The organism is Micromonospora sp. NPDC049048 (genome assembly GCF_043197615.1).
Lineage (GTDB): Bacteria > Actinomycetota > Actinomycetes > Mycobacteriales > Micromonosporaceae > Micromonospora.
On the sequence record NZ_JBICTM010000005.1, the window covers coordinates 358,191 to 375,647 of the forward strand.

Here is a 17,457-nt window from a genome sequence, read left to right on the forward strand (position 1 = left end):
GCCCCGGCGATCAGGACGGCATGGACATCACCCAGCCTTTTCAAGGCCCATGGCACCCTGATCATCATTGGCCGGCCCGGCGCTCGTGGATCGCGTCAGCGACCGGCGACATTCGGGCGCAGTCGGGGCGACGGCGGGCGCACCTCACGACGCGGCGGCCCGCGCCCGTCGCAAGCCTCCGCGCGGTGCAGGAATCTTTCAATGCATCGATGACTGTGGTTGAATTCCGCCATGCGAAGAGGCCTCGTCTGGCTGGCGGCCCTGCTGGTCGCCGCCCCACTGCTCGTCAGCCCGGGCGTAGCCCAGGCCGCCACCGCCACCCCCTCGCTGGTCATCGCCAGCGACTTCCCCGACCCCGACGTCGTCAAGTTCGGCAGCACCTACTACGCGTATTCGACGAACAACGGCCACGGCAACGTCCCGGTCGCCACGGCCACCTCGCTGACCGGAACCTGGACCCGCCGCCCCGACGCGATGCCGACGCTCGGCGCCTGGGCCAACGGGGGCCTGACCTGGGCGCCCGACGTGTCGCAGCGGGCCGACGGCCGCTACCTGCTCTACTACACCGCCCGCAGCCGGGCCACCGGCCGCCAGTGCCTCGGCGCCGCGCTGGCCACGTCACCGCTCGGGCCGTTCACCTCCGTCGGCACCCAGCCGCTGGTCTGCAACGCCGGCGAGGGCGGCGACATCGACGCGGCGAGCTTCACCGACAGCACCGGGCTGCGTTACCTGCTCTACAAGGACGACGGCAACGCCATCGGCCAGCCGACGAGCCTCTGGCTGCAACGGGTCGCGGCCGACGGCGTGACCCTCCAGGGCGCCAGGGTGGAGCTGCTGCGCAGCGGGCGCGCCGAGGAGGGCGGCATCATCGAGGCGCCGGTGCTGACCAAGGTCGGCGCGCAGTACGTGCTGTTCTACTCCCTCGGCGGTTACGGCGGCGACGGCTACCAGACCAGCTACGCCACCTCGACCTCGCTGACCGGCCCGTACACCAAGGCGTACCGCTCGCTGATGACCACGGCGTCGCTGGACTCGGCCGTGCGGGGGCCGGGCGGCGCGGACGTGGTCCGCGAGGCGGGCGGCGACCACATCGTGTTCCACGGCTGGATCAACAACTACTCCGCCCGCGGCATGTACGTGGCGGCGCTGGGCTGGGCCGGCGGGTACCCCGTGGTGCGGGGCAGCCGGGTGCGCTACGAGGCCGAGCGCGGCACGCTCAACCACTGCGCGGCGCGCACCGCCGCGAACACGTCACAGGGCCAGGTCGTGGCGTACATCGACTACGCGGACAGCTGGGTCGAGGTGACCGTCTTCGCGCCCCGGGCCGGCGGGTACCGCGCGCACGTGGCCTACGCCGCCGGCTACGGCGACGCCCAGCACACGCTGACGGTCAACGGCGCGAACCCGAAGGTCGTCACCTACCCCAACACGGGCTGGGACGTCTGGCGGCAGGTGGGCGTCGACGTCACGCTGAACGCGGGCTTCAACACGCTCCGGTTCACCTATCTGAGCCGCTGGGCGGAACTCGACTTCGTCGAGGTCGCGTAACACGAAGACCCGGCTGCCTCGGAACGACGCGGGCCGAGGCGGCCGGTGGCACGTGGAGCCATGCCGGAAACCGCCGGGTCGGTTCAGGCCGACGCGTCGAACTGACCCACACGGGCAGCCCTGACGACCGACGGGCTCACCGAGCGGTTTCTCACCTGGGCCCAACCGGTCGTGGCGCGGCCTCTCAGGCGGGAGCGAGGCAGAACACGACGTCGACGAAGTCGGAGCGCTTCTCCCAGTTGGAGTAGTGGAAGTCGACGTAGGCCGGCGCCTCCGCCTTGCACAGTTCGATGGCCTGCCCCTCGTCGGTGACCGGCCGCTCGATCCGCGCCAGGACCCGCTGGGTCCCGTTGCCACAGGGGGCGACCTTCAGTACCAGCGTCTCCGCCTGCCTGACGATGCGTACACACTGCTCGGCCTGCACGAACTGTTCGTCACCGTTGGCCTTCACCGTCGAGGTGGGGGCTCCAGCGTCCACCGACGTGGTCGGCACCGGCGGCGGCGGATTGCGGGAGTCGGCCCACTCGATCATCTGGAACACCAGTCCGACGATGCCAGCGATGGCCGCAGCCGCGCCCAGCCAGCGGAAGAGGGCCCGCACCCAGCCCCGGCCCGGCTCGCTCTCGTCATCCATCACGGCGCCTCCGACATCGATCGTTCACCGAGGACGTTGAGGTGGATCAGGAATTCACACTGACACACGCCGAGAAGGGCACCGAGCCCTGGAATCCTGCCGCGCGAGGGCCCGCGTACGCACGTTTGCGCAGGTGAAGGCACCTCCAACGGTTGCGGGTTCCGATTTCGCCCGCCGGCGGCGAGCGCCGACAGTCAGATGTCCGACGGACACCGCCGCCTCGTCGGGGGCCGGGCCGTCCCGTCCTACGGGCAGCCGCTCCGCCGGCAGGGTGCGCCGTGACACGCCGCTCACCGAAGGGGCGGGGGCACGACCTCGTCCGTGGCGGCGGTCAGCACGAAGGTCTCCAGGGACTCGCCGCCGTACCAGTCGGTGCGGCGGCCCACGTGGCTCATCCCGAGTCGGCGCGCCACCGCCATCGACGCCTCGTTGCCGGGCGCCACGACGGCGTAGACCTCCCGGGTGCCGGTCGCCAACTCCCGGGCCACCAGGGCGCGGGCCGCCTCGGTGGCGTACCCGTGGCCCCACGAGTCGGGGTGCAGGTGCCAACCCACCTCGATGTCGTCGGTCGGCACGCGCTCGTCCCGCCCCGGCAGCGGCTTGAGCAGCACCGTGCCGGCCACCACGCCGGCGTCGCGGACCTCGATCGCCCAGGTGCCGTACCGGCCGCCGTGGTCCGCGTGCCGCTCCCGCCACATCGCCAGCCGGTCGGCGGCCTGCGCGGGGTCGGTCAGCGGCAGGCCGGGCGCGCCCAGCCAGCGGGCGACCTCGGGACGGGAGTAGATGTCGAAGAGCCGGGTCAGGTCGGCCGGGTCCGCCGTCCAGTCCCGCACGACCAGGCGTTCCGTGGCGAGGATTCCCATTCCCGCGATCCTAGGGAGCAGCGGACGACCGAGGGCCGCCGGGCCGCCCACCGGCAGACGCCCGAGGGGTGCTGCCGGCGGCCGGTCAAGAGGTAATGCCGGGCCGGCTCCCGGCGGGCGGTCGGGGGGCGCCGGGCCGGTCGGGGGCGGACGACGGGACGGGCATGAATGGCAACGACGTTGATCTATGCAAGTCTCTTACGATCATCGATCGTTATTGGTTGAATACCTTCACCTTCCGCCACCGAACCCCTCACCTCCGGAGGCACCTCTTGAGACTCGCCACCGTCGCGCGCGCCCTGGTCGCCGGGCTGACCGGAGCCGCCATGGTGCTGCTCGGCCCGGCCGGATCCGCGTCCGCAGCGACCACCACCGTGGACAACGCGACCGCCGGGAGCTTCACCGCCAGCGCCAACTGGGGCACGTCGTCCTGGGCCGGCCAGAAGTACGGCGCCGACTACCGGTTCGCGACGCCCTACACCGGCGGCAGTGACGCCGCCTGGTTCAGCGCGTCGGTCGCGGCCACCGGCGCGCACCTCGTCGAGGTGTGGTACCCGGCGGACGCCGGATACAACAGCGCCACCCCGTTCATCGTGGCCACCAGCGGCGGCAACCAGACCGTGATCGTGGACCAACGCGCCAACGGCGGCCGTTGGGTCAGCCTCGGCACGTTCACGCTGGCGGCCGGGGAGCACCCCGTCGTCGGGGTGAGCCGCTGGACCACCGCCACGGGCTACGTCGTCGCGGACGCCGTCCGGATCACCCCCACCACCGGCACCCCCGCCACCTTCTCCCTGCCGCTGGCGAAGAGCGCGCTGCCCCGCAGCGAGTACGACGACCCGCACCACGACTACCCCGCCATCGACCTGCCCGTCGGCACCGGCACCAGGGCGTACGCCGTGCGGGCCGGCACCGTGACGATCATCAACGACAGCTCCTGCGGCCAGGGCGTCAACCTCACCGGCACCGACGGCGCGGTGTACACGTACTGCCACTTCTCGGCGTGGTCGGTCACCAACGGCGCGACGGTGGCGCCGGGGCAGCAGATCGGCCTCACCGGCAACACCGGCAACTCCACCGGGCCGCACCTGCACTTCGGCATCCGCACCGGCAGCACCCGGCGGTGCCCGCAGAACTTCCTGCTGGCGCTCTACGACGGGGTGACCCCGCCGGCGGCGACGAGCCTGCCCACCACCGGCTGCTACTACGCCACCCTCGGCGCCAGCGAGGTCCCGCCGCTGGGCTGACCGCACGTCGCGTCCCCGCCGGAGCCGCCGGACCCACCCTCTCCGGCGGCTCCGCCGTACGCCGGGACGACAAGGACGCCGGCTCCGCCGTAGGCCGGGACCACAAGGACGCCGGCTCCGCCGCGCATCGGCACCCCGACCGGGCGGGCCGGGGCCGCCGCGAAGCCCGGACGCCGCAGGCGTCGATCCGGTTGCGGTCGGCGGTACGGTGCGTGACGCGAGGCGGTACGGGGAAAGAAGCCGCGATGGGCGACGGATGGCGGCGGGCGAAACGGGTCACCGGTGCGGCGTTCCGGCCGCTGCGGGGGCGGGACCTGTCCCTGCACGCCGCCGCCATCACCTTCTACGGGGCGATCGCCGTGGTGCCGGTGGCCCTGCTGGCGATCTGGCTGACCTCGCTGCTGGCCGGCGCGGACCGCGTACGGCGGCTCACCTCGCACGCCGTCGAGACGCTGCCGGACGCGATCGGCGCGCCCCACGCGGTGCGGGCGCTGGTCGAGGCCGGGGTGGGATTGACTCCTCTGCTGGCCCTGGCGTCGCTGCTGCCGGCGTCGCTCTACGGCGAGGGGCTGCGCCGCGCCTTCGTCTCGGTCGCCATGCCGCGCAGCGAGGAGTCGCTGGTCGGCTGGCGGGGCCGGCTGCTGTTGCTGCCGCTGCTGGCCCCGGCCCCGGCCCTGCTGCTGTCGATCCTGCTCGCGCTGCCCACCACCACCGGGCTGGTCCGGCAGGGCGGCTGGATGGGCGTGCTGGGGGTGGTGCTGTCGTTCCTGGCGGTCTGGCTGGTGCTCACCCCGGTGCTGCTCTGGCTGTTCCGGGTGGTCGGCCCGGCGTCGCCGGACTGGCTCTCCGCGCTGGGCGTCGGGTCGTTCACGGCGGCGAACCTCTCCGGTTTCCTGCACGGCTTCGTGCTCTTCGCCTCGCTCCCGATCGACCTGGGGGTGCCGTTCGGGGGCTTCGACGAGATCGGGGCGGGGGTGGCGGTCCTGCTCTGGCTCTATCTCTTCCACGTGATCGTGCTGGCCGGCTACTCCGCCACCCTCGCCCTCTCCGCCTGGCGCGCGCGCCGCGCTTGACCGCCACGTTCGTCGCCGCGCCGCCCGTCGACCGGGCGCAGGATCAGCGTCGGAACGGGCCGGAGACCTCGTAGGTGATCCCGTCGCTGCCGGTGATGCTGCCGGAGGGCCCGCGCTGGGAGGAGAAGTAGAGGCGCGACCCGTCGGGGGAGAACGCCGGGCCGGTGATCTCCGAGTCGGACTGGCCGAGCAGGCGCAGGAACGGGCTGACCACCCCGGCCGGGGTGATCACGTTGATCTCCATGTTGCCGCCGTCCTCGGCGACGTAGAGGTCCCCGCCGGCCGTGCCGGTGATGTTGTCCACGCCGGTCAGCGGCGCGGCTCCCGCCGGCACCAGCGAGTCGTCGTAGGCCAGGTCGAGGCGCTCGTTCACCGCGTCGTACGCCCACACCCGGTTGTCGCCCTTGGTGGTGAACCAGCAGGTGTTCCGGTCGTACCAGCAGCCCTCGCCGCCGTCGAAGTGCCGCGCGGCGTCGACCTGCCGGCGGGTCGGCGTCGGAAAACCGTCCCGGTCCGGCAGGTCCCGCCAGGTCACCGGCCCGGTCACCTGGTCGGCCGGGGCGCAGAGCACCTGCACCCTGCCGGTGCGCAGGTCGCCCCAGGTGTCGGGGACGAAGCGGTAGAAGCAGCCGTCGTCCTCGTCCTCGGTCAGGTAGACCACCCGCCGCTGCGGGTCGCAGGCGGCGGCCTCGTGGGTGAACCGGCCCATCCTGGTCCGTTCCTCGGCGGCCCGGCTGCCGTCCGGCCAGGTCTCGAAGACCCGGCCCAGCGGCACCTCCTCGCAGGAGAGCCAGGTGCCCCACGGGGTCGGCCCGCCGGCGCAGTTGACGTTGGTCCCGCCGAGGATCCGGTACGCCGCCGCGACCGAGCCGTCGGCCCGGAACCGCACCGCCGAGGCGCCGCCGACCAGGGGCACCTCGGAGTTGGAGACGTAGATCCAGCCGTCGCCGGCCCGGAAGCAGGCCCCGCCGTCCGGCGCCCAGTGCCACACGTACGACGTGCCGGGCACCCGCTGCCCGGAGCGGGCCACGATCCTGCCGGTGAAGCCGGCCGGTAACTGGAGGCCGTTGCCGTCGGCGGCGAGCAGGTCGCCGTACGGGCTGGGGCCCGGCTGGGCGGGGGCGGCGAGCGCGGCGCCGGCCCAGAGGCTGCCGGCGAAGGCGGCGCCACCGGCGACGGTGGCACGCAGCAGGGTACGACGGTCCATCAGAGGCCTCCCGGAGGGGACGGGGACGGTGTCCTGTCGACGCTAGAGCCCAACAAGACATCGATGGAAGCCTCTATTTGGTGAACGCGGCGTGACGGGTCTCCGGGGCCACCGGCCCGGGCTCGTCGGACTCGCGGAGGCCGAAGCGCCGGTAGACCCGCCCGAGCGGGCCGGGCGCCCACCAGTTCCACCGGCCGAGCAGCCGCATCGTGGCCGGCACCAGCAGCGCCCGGACCAGCGTCGCGTCCACCACGATCGCCACGATCATGCCGATCCCGATGAGCTTGATGTACGCCATCTCGCCCGTCGCGAAGCCGGCCACCACGATGATCAGCAGCAGCGCGGCGGCCGTGATGATCCGCCCGGTGCGCTGCAACGCGACCGCCACCGACGCGGTGTTGTCGCCCGTACGGTCCCACTCCTCACGCACCCGGGAGAGCAGGAACACCTCGTAGTCGGTCGCCAGCCCGAAGAGCACGGCGAGCATGAGGATCGGGTTGCTGGGTTCGATGAAACCGGTCGGGGTGAAGCCGAGCAGGTCGGCGAAGTGCCCGTCCTGGAAGATCCAGACCACCACGCCGAACGACGCGCCGATCGACACCAGGTTCATCAGCACGGCCTTGACCGGCAGCACCACCGAACCGAAGGCGAGGAAGAGCAGGACCAGGATCGCGGCGGCCATCAGCAGGGCCATCCAGGGCAGCCGGTCGGCGAGGCCGTCGATCAGGTCGAGGTCGGCGCCGGGCCGGCCGCCGACGAGCACCTCGGCGCCGGCCGGCGGAGGCAGGTCGCGCAGCGCCCGGACCACGTCGTGCGCCGCGTCGCCGGTCGGCTCGCCCGGATAGGTCACCGTCAGCAGCGTCGACGCGCCCCGGTTGGCCGCCACCTGCACCCTGGTCACGCCCGGCACGGCGTCCACCCGGTCGACGAAGGGCCGCACCTGCTCCGGGGACGCCCCGGAGACCAGCACGTCGATCGGCGCGATCGTGCCGCCGGGGAACTCCGCGGCGATCCGCTCGGAGACCACCCGGGGCTCGGCGGAGGCGGGCAGCACCCGGTCGTCGAACCCGCCGAACTCCATCCGCAGGACCGGCGTGGCCAGCAGCAGGAGCAGCACGGTCACCCCGACCAGGTAGCGCACCGGGCGGCGCATCACGCTGTGCGCGATCCGGGCCCAGGCGCCGCCCGTCGCGCCCTCCGCCGGCCGCCCACCGCGCGCCCCACGCCGCCACGGCAGCGGTACGCGCAGCGCGTCGATCCGGTGGCCGAGCACCGCGAGCAGGGCCGGCAGCACGGTCAACGCCGCCAGCATGGCGACCAGCACGGCGGCCATCCCGCCGAGCGCCATCGAGCGCAGGAACGCCTGCGGGAAGATCAGCAGGCTGGCCATGGCGGTCGCGATGGTGAGCCCGGAGACCAGCACCGTCCGCCCGGCCGTGGCCATGGTCCGGCGGATCGCGGCCGGGGTGTCGTGCCCGGCGGCCAGTTCCTCGCGGAACCGGCTCACCACGAAGAGCGCGTAGTCGACCGCCATGCCCAGGCCGATCAGGGTGATGACGTTGATGGCGAAGACCGACACGTCGGTGACCATGTTGAGCAGCCGGACGGCGACGAACGCGCCGAGGATGGCGAGCCCGCCGATGAGCAGGGGCGTGGAGGCCGCCACCAGCCCGCCGAAGATCAGCACGAGCAGCACCAGCAGCACCGGCATGGAGAGCAGTTCCGCGCGGGTGATGTCCTCCGTGGTCTGGGCGTTCGACTCCTGCAGGGCCGCCGTGGCGCCGCCGACCTCGGTCCGTACGCCGGGCGCCGTAAGGGCGGGCCGCAGTTCCTCGTACGCGGCTGCCTTGTCGTCCTTGTCGGCGGCCCGGAGCTGGATCAGCGCGTAGGTGGCCCGGCGGTCGGTGGAGAGCAGCGCGGGGGCCTGGGTGTCGTACCAGGTGGTGACGCTGGTGATGTCCGGACGCGCGCGGAGCCCGGCGACGGTGGCCGCGACCGGGTCACGGAAGGCGGGCTGGTCCACGGTCGGCCCGTCGCTGGACCAGAGCACGACGAGGTCGGCGCCCTGCGGACCCAGCTCACGGGTGATCCGCTCGGCGGCCCGGCTGGACTCGCTCGCCGGGTCGTCGAAGCCGCCGCCGGTGAGCTGCCCGAAGACGCCGACGCCCCAGGTGGAGCCGACCGCGACGAGCACCAGGGCGGCGGCCAGCACCGACCAGCGCAGTCGGACCACCATGTGTCCCCACCAGGCGAACATTCGCCTCTCCCTCCACAGCTGGTCAGCTGCTATCATCGCTAATTCCGGTGAACAGCGTTAACTATCGCAACGGTGAATTGTCTGGTCAAGGTGATTGTCGATGGCCGCACCCACTCGGCGGGAACGCCTGCGCAAGGCGACCGTCGCCGAAATCAAGGACGGGGCACGCCGCCTGTTGGTGACGGGCGGGGTCGACGCGATATCGCTGCGGGCCATCGCCCGTGACATGGGCATGACGGCGCCGGCCATCTACCGCTACTTCCCGAGCCTGGATGCGCTGGTCTCCGCGCTGGCCGGCGACCTCTACGACGAGTTGCGGCGCTGCCTGGAGGCGGCCCGCGACGACGCCGGGCCCGATCCGGTCGACCAGCTGCTGACCATGTCCCGGGCGTTCCGCGCCTGGTCGGTGGCGCACCCCGCCGAGTTCGGGCTGATCTTCGGCGCCCCGCCCCCCGGGCGCAACGCCCCCGTCGACGACGGCGAGCACCCCGGTGCCCGTCTCGGGGCGGTCTTCGTCCGGCCGATCCTCGACCTGTGGCGCCGGTCGCCGTTCCGCGCCCCGCCCGGCGAGCTGCTCCACCGACGGCTGGGCGGGTTGCTGGAGCCGCTGCGGCTCAGCCACGGCGAGGTGCCGGTCGAGGTCGCGTACGCCTTCCTCTCCGGCTGGACCCGGCTCTACGGGCTGGTCGCCATGGAGGTCTTCCACCAGTTCGACTGGGCGGTCACCGACACCGAGGCGCTCTTCGAACTGGAGCTGGAGACGTTCACCGCCCAACTGCTGCACGACCCGTCCCCGGGCGGCAGCCGGCCGGCCGGAGCGGGCTCCGCGGCTGCCGGCTCCGCGCCCGATGCGGCTCCGGTGCCCGGCGCGGTCCGGGCACCCGATGTGGCTGCCCCGCGTCGGGACGCACCGGCCGGCGGCGAAGGGCTGACCGGCGGCGGCCCGGGGCAGTAGGCTCCCCCGGCATGGGTGACGAGCTGCCGACCCGGGCCGACGTGGTGATCGTCGGGTCCGGGCACAACGGTCTGGTGTCCGCGATCCTGCTCGCCCGCGCCGGGCTCGACGTGCTGGTGCTGGAGGCGGCGGACGTCATCGGCGGGGCCACCCGCACCGAGGCCCCCTTCCCCCGGGTGCCCGGGCTGCGCCACTCCACCGGGTCGTACCTGCTCGGGCTGATGCCGCCGGAGCTGCTCGCCACGCTGGGCGTACGCATCCCGGTGCTGCGCCGCGACCCGCACTACTTCCTGCCCACCCCGGGCGGCCCCGGCTCGCCGTACCTGCTCTTCGGCAGCGACACCGCCGCCACCCGGGCGCAGCTCGCGGAGTTCTTCTCCCCCGCCGACGTGGCCGCCGACGACGCCCTCCAGGCCGAGCTGGCCGCGCTGCGCGAGGACCTCGCCCCCGCCTGGCTGGCCGAGCCGCTGCCCGTCGAGGAGACCGCCGAGCGGTACGTCCGGCCGGCGCTGCGGCAGGTCTTCGTCGACCTGGTCCGCGGCTCGGTCGCCGCGCACCTGGCCCGCTTCGACTTCCGCTCCGAGCTGCTCATGAGCATGTACGCCGTCACCGACGGCCTCTCCGGGCTCAACGCCGGCCCCGACGACCCGGGCACCGGGCACAACTTCCTCGTCCACAACATGTGCCGGCTGCCCGGCTCCGACGGCACGTGGATGATCGCCCAGGGCGGCATGGGCACCGTGTCGCGTACCTTCGCCGACGCCGCCCGGGCCGCCGGCGCGACGATCCGCACCGGCACGCCGGTGCACGCGATCACCCTGGCCGGCGGCGCGGCCAGCGGGGTCGTCCTCGCCGACGGACGGGAGGTCGGCGCGCGGGTGGTGCTCGGCGCGTGCGACCCGTACCGCCTGATGGACCTGCTGCCCGACGGCGCGCTCCCGGCGCCGCTGGCCGAGCGGATGGCGGCGGTCCGCCGCCCCGGCACCACGCTCAAGCTCAACCTGGCGCTGACCGGGCTGCCCCGCTTCTCCTGCCTGCCCAAGGGCGCGCCCAGCCCGTTCGGCTCGACCATCCACCTGCTGCCCGGCTCGGAATCCCTCACCGGCGGGGGCGGCGAGTCGCCGATGGCGGCGCTGCGCGCCATGTGGGCGGACGTCCAGGCGGGGCGGCTGCCGGACGAGCCGACCATCGAGTGGTACCTGCACACCACCGTCGACCCCTCGCTGTCCGACGGCCGGCACCACTCGTCGGCGCTCTTCGTGCAGTCGGTGCCGTACGAGCTGGCCGGCACCACCTGGGACGAGGCGCTGCCCGGCTACGTCGACCGGTTGATCGGCATCTGCGAGCGGTACGCCCCCGGCACGGGTGACCTGATCGCCGACGCGGTGCCGCTGCCGCCGCCCGGCATCGAGGCGCACTTCGGCATCACCGGCGGGCACATCCACCACGTCGACAACACGGTCTCGTTCACCGACCGGATGCCGTACGCCACCGGCGTCGACGGCGTGTACGCGGGCAGCGCCGGCTGCCACCCGGCCGGCAGCGTCATCGGCGCGGCCGGCCACAACGCCGCCCGCCGCATCCTCACCGACCTCTCCCGCTGACCCGCCCCGGCGGGGCGGGGTGGTCAGGCGGCGGGGGTGGGGGTTTCGGCGTCCGTGCGGTGGGCGCGGATCTTGTGCCCGACGCTCGTCAGGCAGCGGCCGCTGGGCAGGTCGAACTTCCAGCCGTGCAGCTGACAGGTCAGCTGGTCGCCGTCGACGATGCCGAAGCGGGTCAGGTCCGCCTTCAGGTGCGGGCAGCGCCGCTGCACCACCCAGTCGCCGAGGGTGACGTCCTCGGCGTCGCTGGTGCGCTCGTGCTCGTCGTACCAGCCCTCGGCGTACTGGAGGCGCTCGGTGGAGAGGCACTTGAAGAAGGCGTAGACGAACTCGTTGTACTGGCCGATCCGGGCCGCCGAGAAGCGGCAGGAGAGGAAGAGGGAGTTGACCCAGTCCACCTCGCCGATGTGCAGCAGGTGCTCGATCAGCGCCCGCTCCGTACGGAAGCGGTAGCGGACCTTCTCGTCGGCGTACGGCCGGACCTGCTTGCCGGGGAAGTCCACGACGATCGACTCGACCGACTCCCCGTCGTAGCCGACCAGGTCGAAGCGGACCGGCCCGCCGACCCCCTTGGCCAGGTAGATCGACTCCTCCAGCAGGGGCTCGACCCGGCGCTGCATCTCCTTGAGCACGTCCACCTCGGGGTGCCGCCAGGACGCCTTCTCGGCCTCGATGACGGGCCGCTTGCGCTCGCGCATCTCCTCCAGGTGGGCCACCTTGTTGGCGAAGAACTCCTCCACGGGCACCGGGTGCGTCGTGCTGGCTCCGGAGGTGGTGATCTCCGCGACGCTGCCCGGGAGCAGCACGATACCGTTGGTGCCGCCGACCTTGGCGTACTCGCTCAGGAAGACCGACTGGTCGGGGAAGATGTTGCCCTCGTCGCCGTGGATGTCGTTGAACTGCCAGAGTTCGTCGTCGAGGAAGCACGGCGGGCCGGCGATCGGGAAGACGTGGTCGGCCTTCAGGTCGTCGATGTAGCGCCAGGTCCGGTCGAACTGCCGGTCCCGCTTCTGCTTGCCGAACGCCGTCTTCGCCGCCTGCGGCAGCTCGTAGACCATCGGGTACCAGATCGCGCCGGAGAACTGGAGCATGTGCGCGTGCACGTGGCCCAGCTCGGCGAAGACGCTCAGGTCGGTGGGGCGGGCGTCGTTCTGGTTGAGCAGCCGGACCCCGTCGTACTCCACCCACAGCGAGGAGTCGCCGATCGGGCCGTCGGTCGGGCTGGTCAACGCCTGAATCATGATCTTCAGGCCGCCGTCCAGCTCCACGACCTGCTCGTTCGGCGCCTTCAGGAACTTGGTGAAGCCCAGCTCGCGCAGCTCGTCCTCCATCTCGGAGGTGGGGAACGCGGGCAGCAGCACGGTCGCGTCCTTCGACACGAAGCGCTTCAGGTGCGCCGCGTCGAAGTGGTCCCGGTGCAGGTGCGAGACGTAGAGGTAGTCGACGTCGCCGAGGGCCTCCCAGTCGAGCAGGGAGTTGTCAGGAAACGGGAACCAAGAGGCGAAATAGGCGGGATTGACCCATGGGTCGCACAGGATGCTGCCGGCGGCCGTGTCGATCCGCATGCTGGCGTGTCCCGTACCGGTCACTCGCACCGCAGTTCCCCCTCAAAACGACAAACAAGGTGTACGCCTGAAACGCTACCGGAGGAAGTCTGGCGACCCACCCGCGACGCCGGTAGTGCCGATGCGCCCGGGCCGAGCCGGGACCTTGGTCCCACCTGCCGGCCCTCGTACGCCCTGCCGGCCAGGTCCGCCCCGCCCGGTGGGATCGTGTGGTCCGCCCCATCGGTCGGACCCAGCGCCGGGCCCGGCACGGGGCGTGCCAGACTAACCGGAGATCCGATCGCGAGGGAAGGACCGACAGTGGCAGGAAGCGAGCCGGTAACGTCGCCAGACCAGCACAAGCCCGGGCACCGCAAGTCCGGGCGGATCGGTGCGGTGGTCTCCGCGCTGGCCCTGCTGGCGATGCTCTGCGGCAACCACGAGGGCAGGGTCGAGGACTTCTGGCTGATCGGCCTGGCCGTGCTGCTGCTGGCCATCGTCATCGGTGACGTCGTGCTGCGGCGCAACGGCCTGCGGTCCTGACCGCACCCGCGTCAGCCGACGTCGCACCGGTCCGCGCGCCGGAGGAGACACGCACGAGGGCCCGCCCCCGACCGGGGAGCGGGCCCTCGCCGTACGCGGATCAGCGGCCGAACAGGATGTCCTGCACGTCCTTGAGCGCGGCGTCGACCTCGGCCTCGAAGTAGCCGCCGGGCACCAGCCCGAAACGCAGCGTGTCCAGGTCCTTCGGGTTCACCGGCATCGGGTTTCGCCCCTGCATGCCGCCCAGCAGCGTGTCGAAGAACCGGTCGACCTGGTCCGGGTCGTACCCGCTGCCGAACCGGCGTACCTGGAAGCTGCGACGGATCTGGTCGACGCGGTAGAGGTCGCTGCCCGGCGGGCCGGCCATCGGCGGGCCGGCCATCGGCGGCGGGCCACCCGCCGGCGGGCCACCCGCGGGCGGGCCGGCGACCGGGGGGCCGCCGAAGCCCTGCTGCGGGGGCGGCCCGGCCGGGCCCCGGCCCCGCATGTCACGCAACTCCCGTTCCGGCATCCGGATCTCGGCGGTCATGTCGGCGCGCGCACGCCGACCGGCCTCGAACCCGTCGAAGCGCGGCTGGTCGCCGTAGCCACCAGGGCCGTCGCCGTAGCCACCGGGACCCTCGCCGTAGCCGCCGGGACGGTCGCCGTAACCACCGGGGCGGTCACCGTAGCCACCGCCGGGAGCGCCGCCGGAGTTGCCCGGGCGATCGCCGTAACCACCGCCGGGACCGTCGCCGAAGTTGCCCGGGCGGTCACCGTAACCACCGCCGGGACCGTCGCCGAAGTTGCCCGGGCCGTCGCCGTAACCACCGCCGGGACCGTCGCCGTAGCCGCCGGGGCCGGCAGGCAGGCCACGGGGCGGCGGGCCGCCGTGGCCGCCCGGGCCCATCGGGCCGGGACCGCCCGGGCCGCGCGGCGGCTCGTAGCCGCCCCGGGGGGCGTCGTATCCACCGGCGAAGGCTCCGGTGGGCTCGTCGTAGCGGCCGTAGCGGTCGGCGGGCGGCCCGGCCTGCGCGGGCAGCGCCCGGGGCGGCATCGGCGGCATGCGGTCGTCGCGCACCGGCGGACCCATCCGGTCCTGGGGACCCATCCGGTCCGGCGGGCCGAGGCGGTCGGGCGGGCCCATCCGGTCGGCGTCCCGCGGGTCGCCACCGCGGCCACCGGCGCCACCGCGCTCCTCCAACTCGGCCAGCTGGCGCTCCACCCGGTCGAGGTGCAGGTCCACCTGCCACTCGTCGTAGCCGTTGAAACGGACCCGGAAGACGACGTCGTGGACCTCCTGGGAGGCGACGGGCGCACCCACGGGCCGGCCGTCGAGCGTCGCCTCGACCCGGTCCAGGAAGGCGTCGACCTCGTCGACCTTGTATCCCCGGCGGAGCGCCTTACGCCGGAAACGCTGACCCTGACTCGCCACTATGTCTCCTGGTCTCGTTCGCTACGCCCGGTCACGCCTTCTCCCCTGCCCGGTCGGTGTCCATGTCCTCGGCGGCGGCGAGCTGCCCACACGCTCCGTCGATCTCGCGGCCTCGGGTGTCCCGGACCGTCGTCGACACCCCGGCCTCGCGCAACCGCCGGACGAACTCCCGCTCCACCGGCTTCGGACTGGCGTCCCAGCGGCTGCCCGGAGTCGGGTTGAGGGGAATGAGGTTCACGTGGGTCAGCTTCCCAGCCAGCAGCCGCCCGAGCAGATCGGCTCGCCACGGCTGGTCGTTCACGTCTCTGATCATCGCGTACTCGATCGACACACGACGTCCCGTGCGGGCCGCGTAGTCCCACGCCGCGTCCAGCACCTCGGACACCTTCCAGCGCTGGTTGACCGGCACGAGTTCGTCGCGCAGCTCATCATCGGGGGCGTGCAGCGACAACGCAAGGGTCACCGAGAGGTCTTCGCTGGCCAGTCGGCGGATGGCCGGGACCAGGCCCACCGTGGAGACCGTGATGTGGCGCTGCGACAGCCCGAGCCCCTCGGGCGCCGGGGAGACCAGCCGACGGATCGCCGCGACCACCCGGGAGTAGTTGGCCAGCGGCTCGCCCATGCCCATGAAGACCACGTGCGACAGGCGCGGCGGCGAGCCCGCCACCGCTCCGGAGGCGGCCACCCCGGCCAGGTAGACCGCCTGGTCGACGATCTCGGCGGTGGAGAGGTTGCGGGTCAGCCCCGCCTGGCCGGTGGCGCAGAACGGGCAGGCCATGCCGCAGCCGGCCTGGCTGGAGATGCAGACGGTGACGCGGTCCGGGTAGCCCATCAGCACGCTCTCCACCAGCGAGCCGTCGTGCAGCCGCCAGAGTGCCTTGCGGGTCGCGCCGTCGTCGCAGGCCAGCTCGCGGACCGGGGTGAGCAGCCGGGGCAGGAGCCGGTCGGCGAGCTTCTCCCGGGTGGCGGCCGGCAGGTCGGTCATCTGCGCCGGGTCGCGCACCAGGCGACCGAAGTAGTGGGTGGAGACCTGCTTGGCGCGGAACGCCGGCTCCCCCAGCTCGGCGACCAGGGCCCGGCGGCCGGCGAGGTCGAGATCGGCGAGGTGACGGGGCGGCATCGCGGGCCGACGCCCGGGGGCGTCGGGGTCTGCGGGAATCAGGGGCAGGCTCGTCATGGCCCGTCCAGTCTGTCACGCCGGACTGTCGACACACCTGTCCGGAGGCGGCGAATCGCCTCCCGCCGCCCGGGCGGGACCGCTGACGACGGGTGATTCACGCCTCACTCCAGCACCGGGACGAAGACCGCCAGGAGCAGGTACGCGGTCGGCAGCGCGAAGAGGATCGAGTCCAGCCGGTCCATCAGGCCGCCGTGGCCCGGAAGCAGGTTGCTCATGTCCTTGACGCCGAGATCCCGCTTGATCATGGATTCGGCGAGGTCGCCGAGGACCGCCGCGCCCGAGACCGCCAGCCCGAAGAGCGCGCCCCACCACGGGGCCACGTCGAGGAGCAGCCAGAGCAGCAGGGCGCTGCCCAGCGCCGCGGCACCGACCGAGCCGGCGAAGCCCTCCCAGGACTTCTTGGGGCTCACCGAGGGGGCCATCGGATGCTTGCCGAAGTTGGCGCCGGCCGCGTACCCGCCGGTGTCGGAGAGGACCACCGCGACCAGCGTCACCAGCACCCGCCACTGCCCGTCGTCGGGTGCCGCCAGCAGCGCGGCGAACCCGCCGAGGAACGGCACGTAGACGGCGATGAGGGCGGCGGCGGTCAGGTCCCGCTGGAAGCCGCGCGGCCCGTCGCCGAGCCGCCAGACCATGGTGCCCAGCACGGTCACCAACAGGCCGAGACTCAGGGCGTCGGGGCCGGAGAACCAGGCCAGCCCGATGGTGAGCACCCCGCCGGCGATCAGCGGCACCAGCGGCGGGTGCGCGCCGCTGCGGCGTACCGCCCTGGCCATCTCCCAGATGCCGACAGCGACCGCCGCGGCCACCACCGCCACGAAGACGGGCCGGTAGAAGAAGAGCGGCACCACGACCAGGGCGGCGAGGGCCAGGCCGACGGCGATGGCCGCCGGCAGGTTGCGCCCGGCCCGGCTCGGGGCGGGCTGCTGGGTCGGGGGCCGGTCGAGGCTCGCCCGGCGCCGGCCGCGCTGCCGGCGACCCGGGGGCCGCGCGGGCTCCGGCTCCGGCTCGACGTCCCGGACCGGTTCGAGCTGCGCGGTCGGGTAGTCGGAGTCGTCGGGACCGTCGCGGTGGCCGTTGACCGCGGCCGGGTCGCCGCCCGCCGGCACGTCGGCGTGCGGACGGGTGCGGGCCGGTGCCTCGGCGTACGCGTCGGAGAGGACGGCGGGGCGCCGGTGCCACTGGCCCGGGTCGATCTCGGGCTCCGGCCAGGGCAGGCCGGGTGCCGGGGCGGGGGCGTCGGGGCGGTCCCAGCCGCGGGGCTCGGCGCTGCCGTGGGGGTCGAGGTGGGCCATCACGCACCGAGCGGGAGCGCTACGAGATCCACCAGCTGACGCACAACCACAACCATTCCCCTACCCGCGCGACTGTTCCGTCCGGTTGACCCGCCC

General features: G+C 73.3%; 14 protein-coding genes. 6 read left to right on the forward strand and 8 right to left on the reverse strand.

The features are described from left to right. The first annotated feature begins 231 nt into the window (after positions 1-231). Complete coding sequence (locus tag ACGFIG_RS18530; protein WP_393004333.1) at positions 232-1,548, forward strand: family 43 glycosylhydrolase; 1,317 nt, start codon at positions 232-234, stop codon at positions 1,546-1,548. Positions 1,549-1,732: 184 nt separating this feature from the next. Here the strand turns inward: ACGFIG_RS18530 and ACGFIG_RS18535 are convergent, their stop codons facing one another. Further along, on the reverse strand, positions 1,733-2,182 hold the full coding sequence (locus ACGFIG_RS18535) for a hypothetical protein (protein ID WP_393004335.1): 450 nt from the start codon (positions 2,180-2,182) through the stop codon (positions 1,733-1,735). A 290-nt stretch (positions 2,183-2,472) separates the two neighbouring features. Beyond that, a complete protein-coding gene (locus ACGFIG_RS18540; protein ID WP_393004337.1) occupies positions 2,473-3,045 on the reverse strand; it encodes a GNAT family N-acetyltransferase in 573 nt (190 codons plus the stop codon). 272 nt (positions 3,046-3,317) lie between these two features. Here ACGFIG_RS18540 and ACGFIG_RS18545 point away from each other — a divergent pair, with 272 nt between their 5' ends. Continuing rightward, positions 3,318-4,292 carry a peptidoglycan DD-metalloendopeptidase family protein gene (locus tag ACGFIG_RS18545; RefSeq protein WP_393004339.1) on the forward strand — a complete coding sequence of 325 codons (975 nt, stop codon included), beginning with the start codon at positions 3,318-3,320 and terminating at the stop codon, positions 4,290-4,292. 245 nt (positions 4,293-4,537) lie between these two features. Continuing rightward, positions 4,538-5,365 carry a YhjD/YihY/BrkB family envelope integrity protein gene (locus ACGFIG_RS18550; RefSeq protein ID WP_393004341.1) on the forward strand — a complete coding sequence of 276 codons (828 nt, stop codon included), beginning with the start codon at positions 4,538-4,540 and terminating at the stop codon, positions 5,363-5,365. A gap of 43 nt (positions 5,366-5,408) precedes the next feature. Here ACGFIG_RS18550 and ACGFIG_RS18555 read toward each other — a convergent pair whose 3' ends face one another. Both ACGFIG_RS18555 and ACGFIG_RS18560 read right to left on the reverse strand, forming a co-directional pair. Further along, positions 5,409-6,572 carry an alkaline phosphatase PhoX gene (locus tag ACGFIG_RS18555; RefSeq protein WP_393004343.1) on the reverse strand — a complete coding sequence of 388 codons (1,164 nt, stop codon included), beginning with the start codon at positions 6,570-6,572 and terminating at the stop codon, positions 5,409-5,411. Between the two features lie 73 nt (positions 6,573-6,645). Beyond that, positions 6,646-8,829: an MMPL family transporter gene (locus tag ACGFIG_RS18560; RefSeq protein ID WP_393004345.1), complete on the reverse strand. Its 2,184-nt coding sequence runs from the start codon at positions 8,827-8,829 to the stop codon at positions 6,646-6,648. Positions 8,830-8,929: 100 nt separating this feature from the next. Here ACGFIG_RS18560 and ACGFIG_RS18565 point away from each other — a divergent pair, with 100 nt between their 5' ends. Together ACGFIG_RS18565 and ACGFIG_RS18570 are read left to right on the forward strand one after the other, a co-directional pair. Then, positions 8,930-9,784: a TetR/AcrR family transcriptional regulator gene (locus ACGFIG_RS18565; protein WP_393004347.1), complete on the forward strand. Its 855-nt coding sequence runs from the start codon at positions 8,930-8,932 to the stop codon at positions 9,782-9,784. Between the two features lie 11 nt (positions 9,785-9,795). Next, entirely contained in the window at positions 9,796-11,388 is a 1,593-nt protein-coding gene (locus ACGFIG_RS18570; protein ID WP_393004349.1) for a phytoene desaturase family protein, read from the forward strand. 23 nt (positions 11,389-11,411) lie between these two features. Here the strand turns inward: ACGFIG_RS18570 and ACGFIG_RS18575 are convergent, their stop codons facing one another. Continuing rightward, complete coding sequence (locus tag ACGFIG_RS18575) at positions 11,412-12,980, reverse strand: Rieske 2Fe-2S domain-containing protein (RefSeq protein WP_393004351.1); 1,569 nt, start codon at positions 12,978-12,980, stop codon at positions 11,412-11,414. A 270-nt stretch (positions 12,981-13,250) separates the two neighbouring features. Here ACGFIG_RS18575 and ACGFIG_RS18580 point away from each other — a divergent pair, with 270 nt between their 5' ends. Next, complete coding sequence (locus ACGFIG_RS18580) at positions 13,251-13,472, forward strand: DUF2631 domain-containing protein (RefSeq protein ID WP_393004353.1); 222 nt, start codon at positions 13,251-13,253, stop codon at positions 13,470-13,472. Positions 13,473-13,572: 100 nt separating this feature from the next. Here ACGFIG_RS18580 and ACGFIG_RS18585 read toward each other — a convergent pair whose 3' ends face one another. From ACGFIG_RS18585 to ACGFIG_RS18595, 3 genes are all read right to left on the reverse strand, one after another. Next, on the reverse strand, positions 13,573-14,886 hold the full coding sequence (locus tag ACGFIG_RS18585) for a DivIVA domain-containing protein (RefSeq protein ID WP_393004355.1): 1,314 nt from the start codon (positions 14,884-14,886) through the stop codon (positions 13,573-13,575). 31 nt (positions 14,887-14,917) lie between these two features. Further along, complete coding sequence (rlmN, locus tag ACGFIG_RS18590; protein ID WP_393004357.1) at positions 14,918-16,063, reverse strand: 23S rRNA (adenine(2503)-C(2))-methyltransferase RlmN; 1,146 nt, start codon at positions 16,061-16,063, stop codon at positions 14,918-14,920. A 104-nt stretch (positions 16,064-16,167) separates the two neighbouring features. Beyond that, positions 16,168-17,361 carry a phosphatidate cytidylyltransferase gene (locus ACGFIG_RS18595; RefSeq protein ID WP_393004359.1) on the reverse strand — a complete coding sequence of 398 codons (1,194 nt, stop codon included), beginning with the start codon at positions 17,359-17,361 and terminating at the stop codon, positions 16,168-16,170. Between the last annotated feature and the right edge of the window lie 96 nt (positions 17,362-17,457).

Coding starts and splice junctions, on each gene's coding strand:
- ACGFIG_RS18530 (WP_393004333.1), top strand. CDS start 232: ATGCGAAGAGGCCTCGTCTGGCTGGCGGCCCTGCTGGTCGCCGCCCCA.
- ACGFIG_RS18535 (WP_393004335.1), bottom strand. CDS start 2,182: ATGGATGACGAGAGCGAGCCGGGCCGGGGCTGGGTGCGGGCCCTCTTC.
- ACGFIG_RS18540 (WP_393004337.1), bottom strand. CDS start 3,045: ATGGGAATCCTCGCCACGGAACGCCTGGTCGTGCGGGACTGGACGGCG.
- ACGFIG_RS18550 (WP_393004341.1), top strand. CDS start 4,538: ATGGGCGACGGATGGCGGCGGGCGAAACGGGTCACCGGTGCGGCGTTC.
- ACGFIG_RS18555 (WP_393004343.1), bottom strand. CDS start 6,572: ATGGACCGTCGTACCCTGCTGCGTGCCACCGTCGCCGGTGGCGCCGCC.
- ACGFIG_RS18560 (WP_393004345.1), bottom strand. CDS start 8,829: ATGTTCGCCTGGTGGGGACACATGGTGGTCCGACTGCGCTGGTCGGTG.
- ACGFIG_RS18565 (WP_393004347.1), top strand. CDS start 8,930: ATGGCCGCACCCACTCGGCGGGAACGCCTGCGCAAGGCGACCGTCGCC.
- ACGFIG_RS18570 (WP_393004349.1), top strand. CDS start 9,796: ATGGGTGACGAGCTGCCGACCCGGGCCGACGTGGTGATCGTCGGGTCC.
- rlmN (WP_393004357.1), bottom strand. CDS start 16,063: ATGACGAGCCTGCCCCTGATTCCCGCAGACCCCGACGCCCCCGGGCGT.
- ACGFIG_RS18595 (WP_393004359.1), bottom strand. CDS start 17,361: ATGGCCCACCTCGACCCCCACGGCAGCGCCGAGCCCCGCGGCTGGGAC.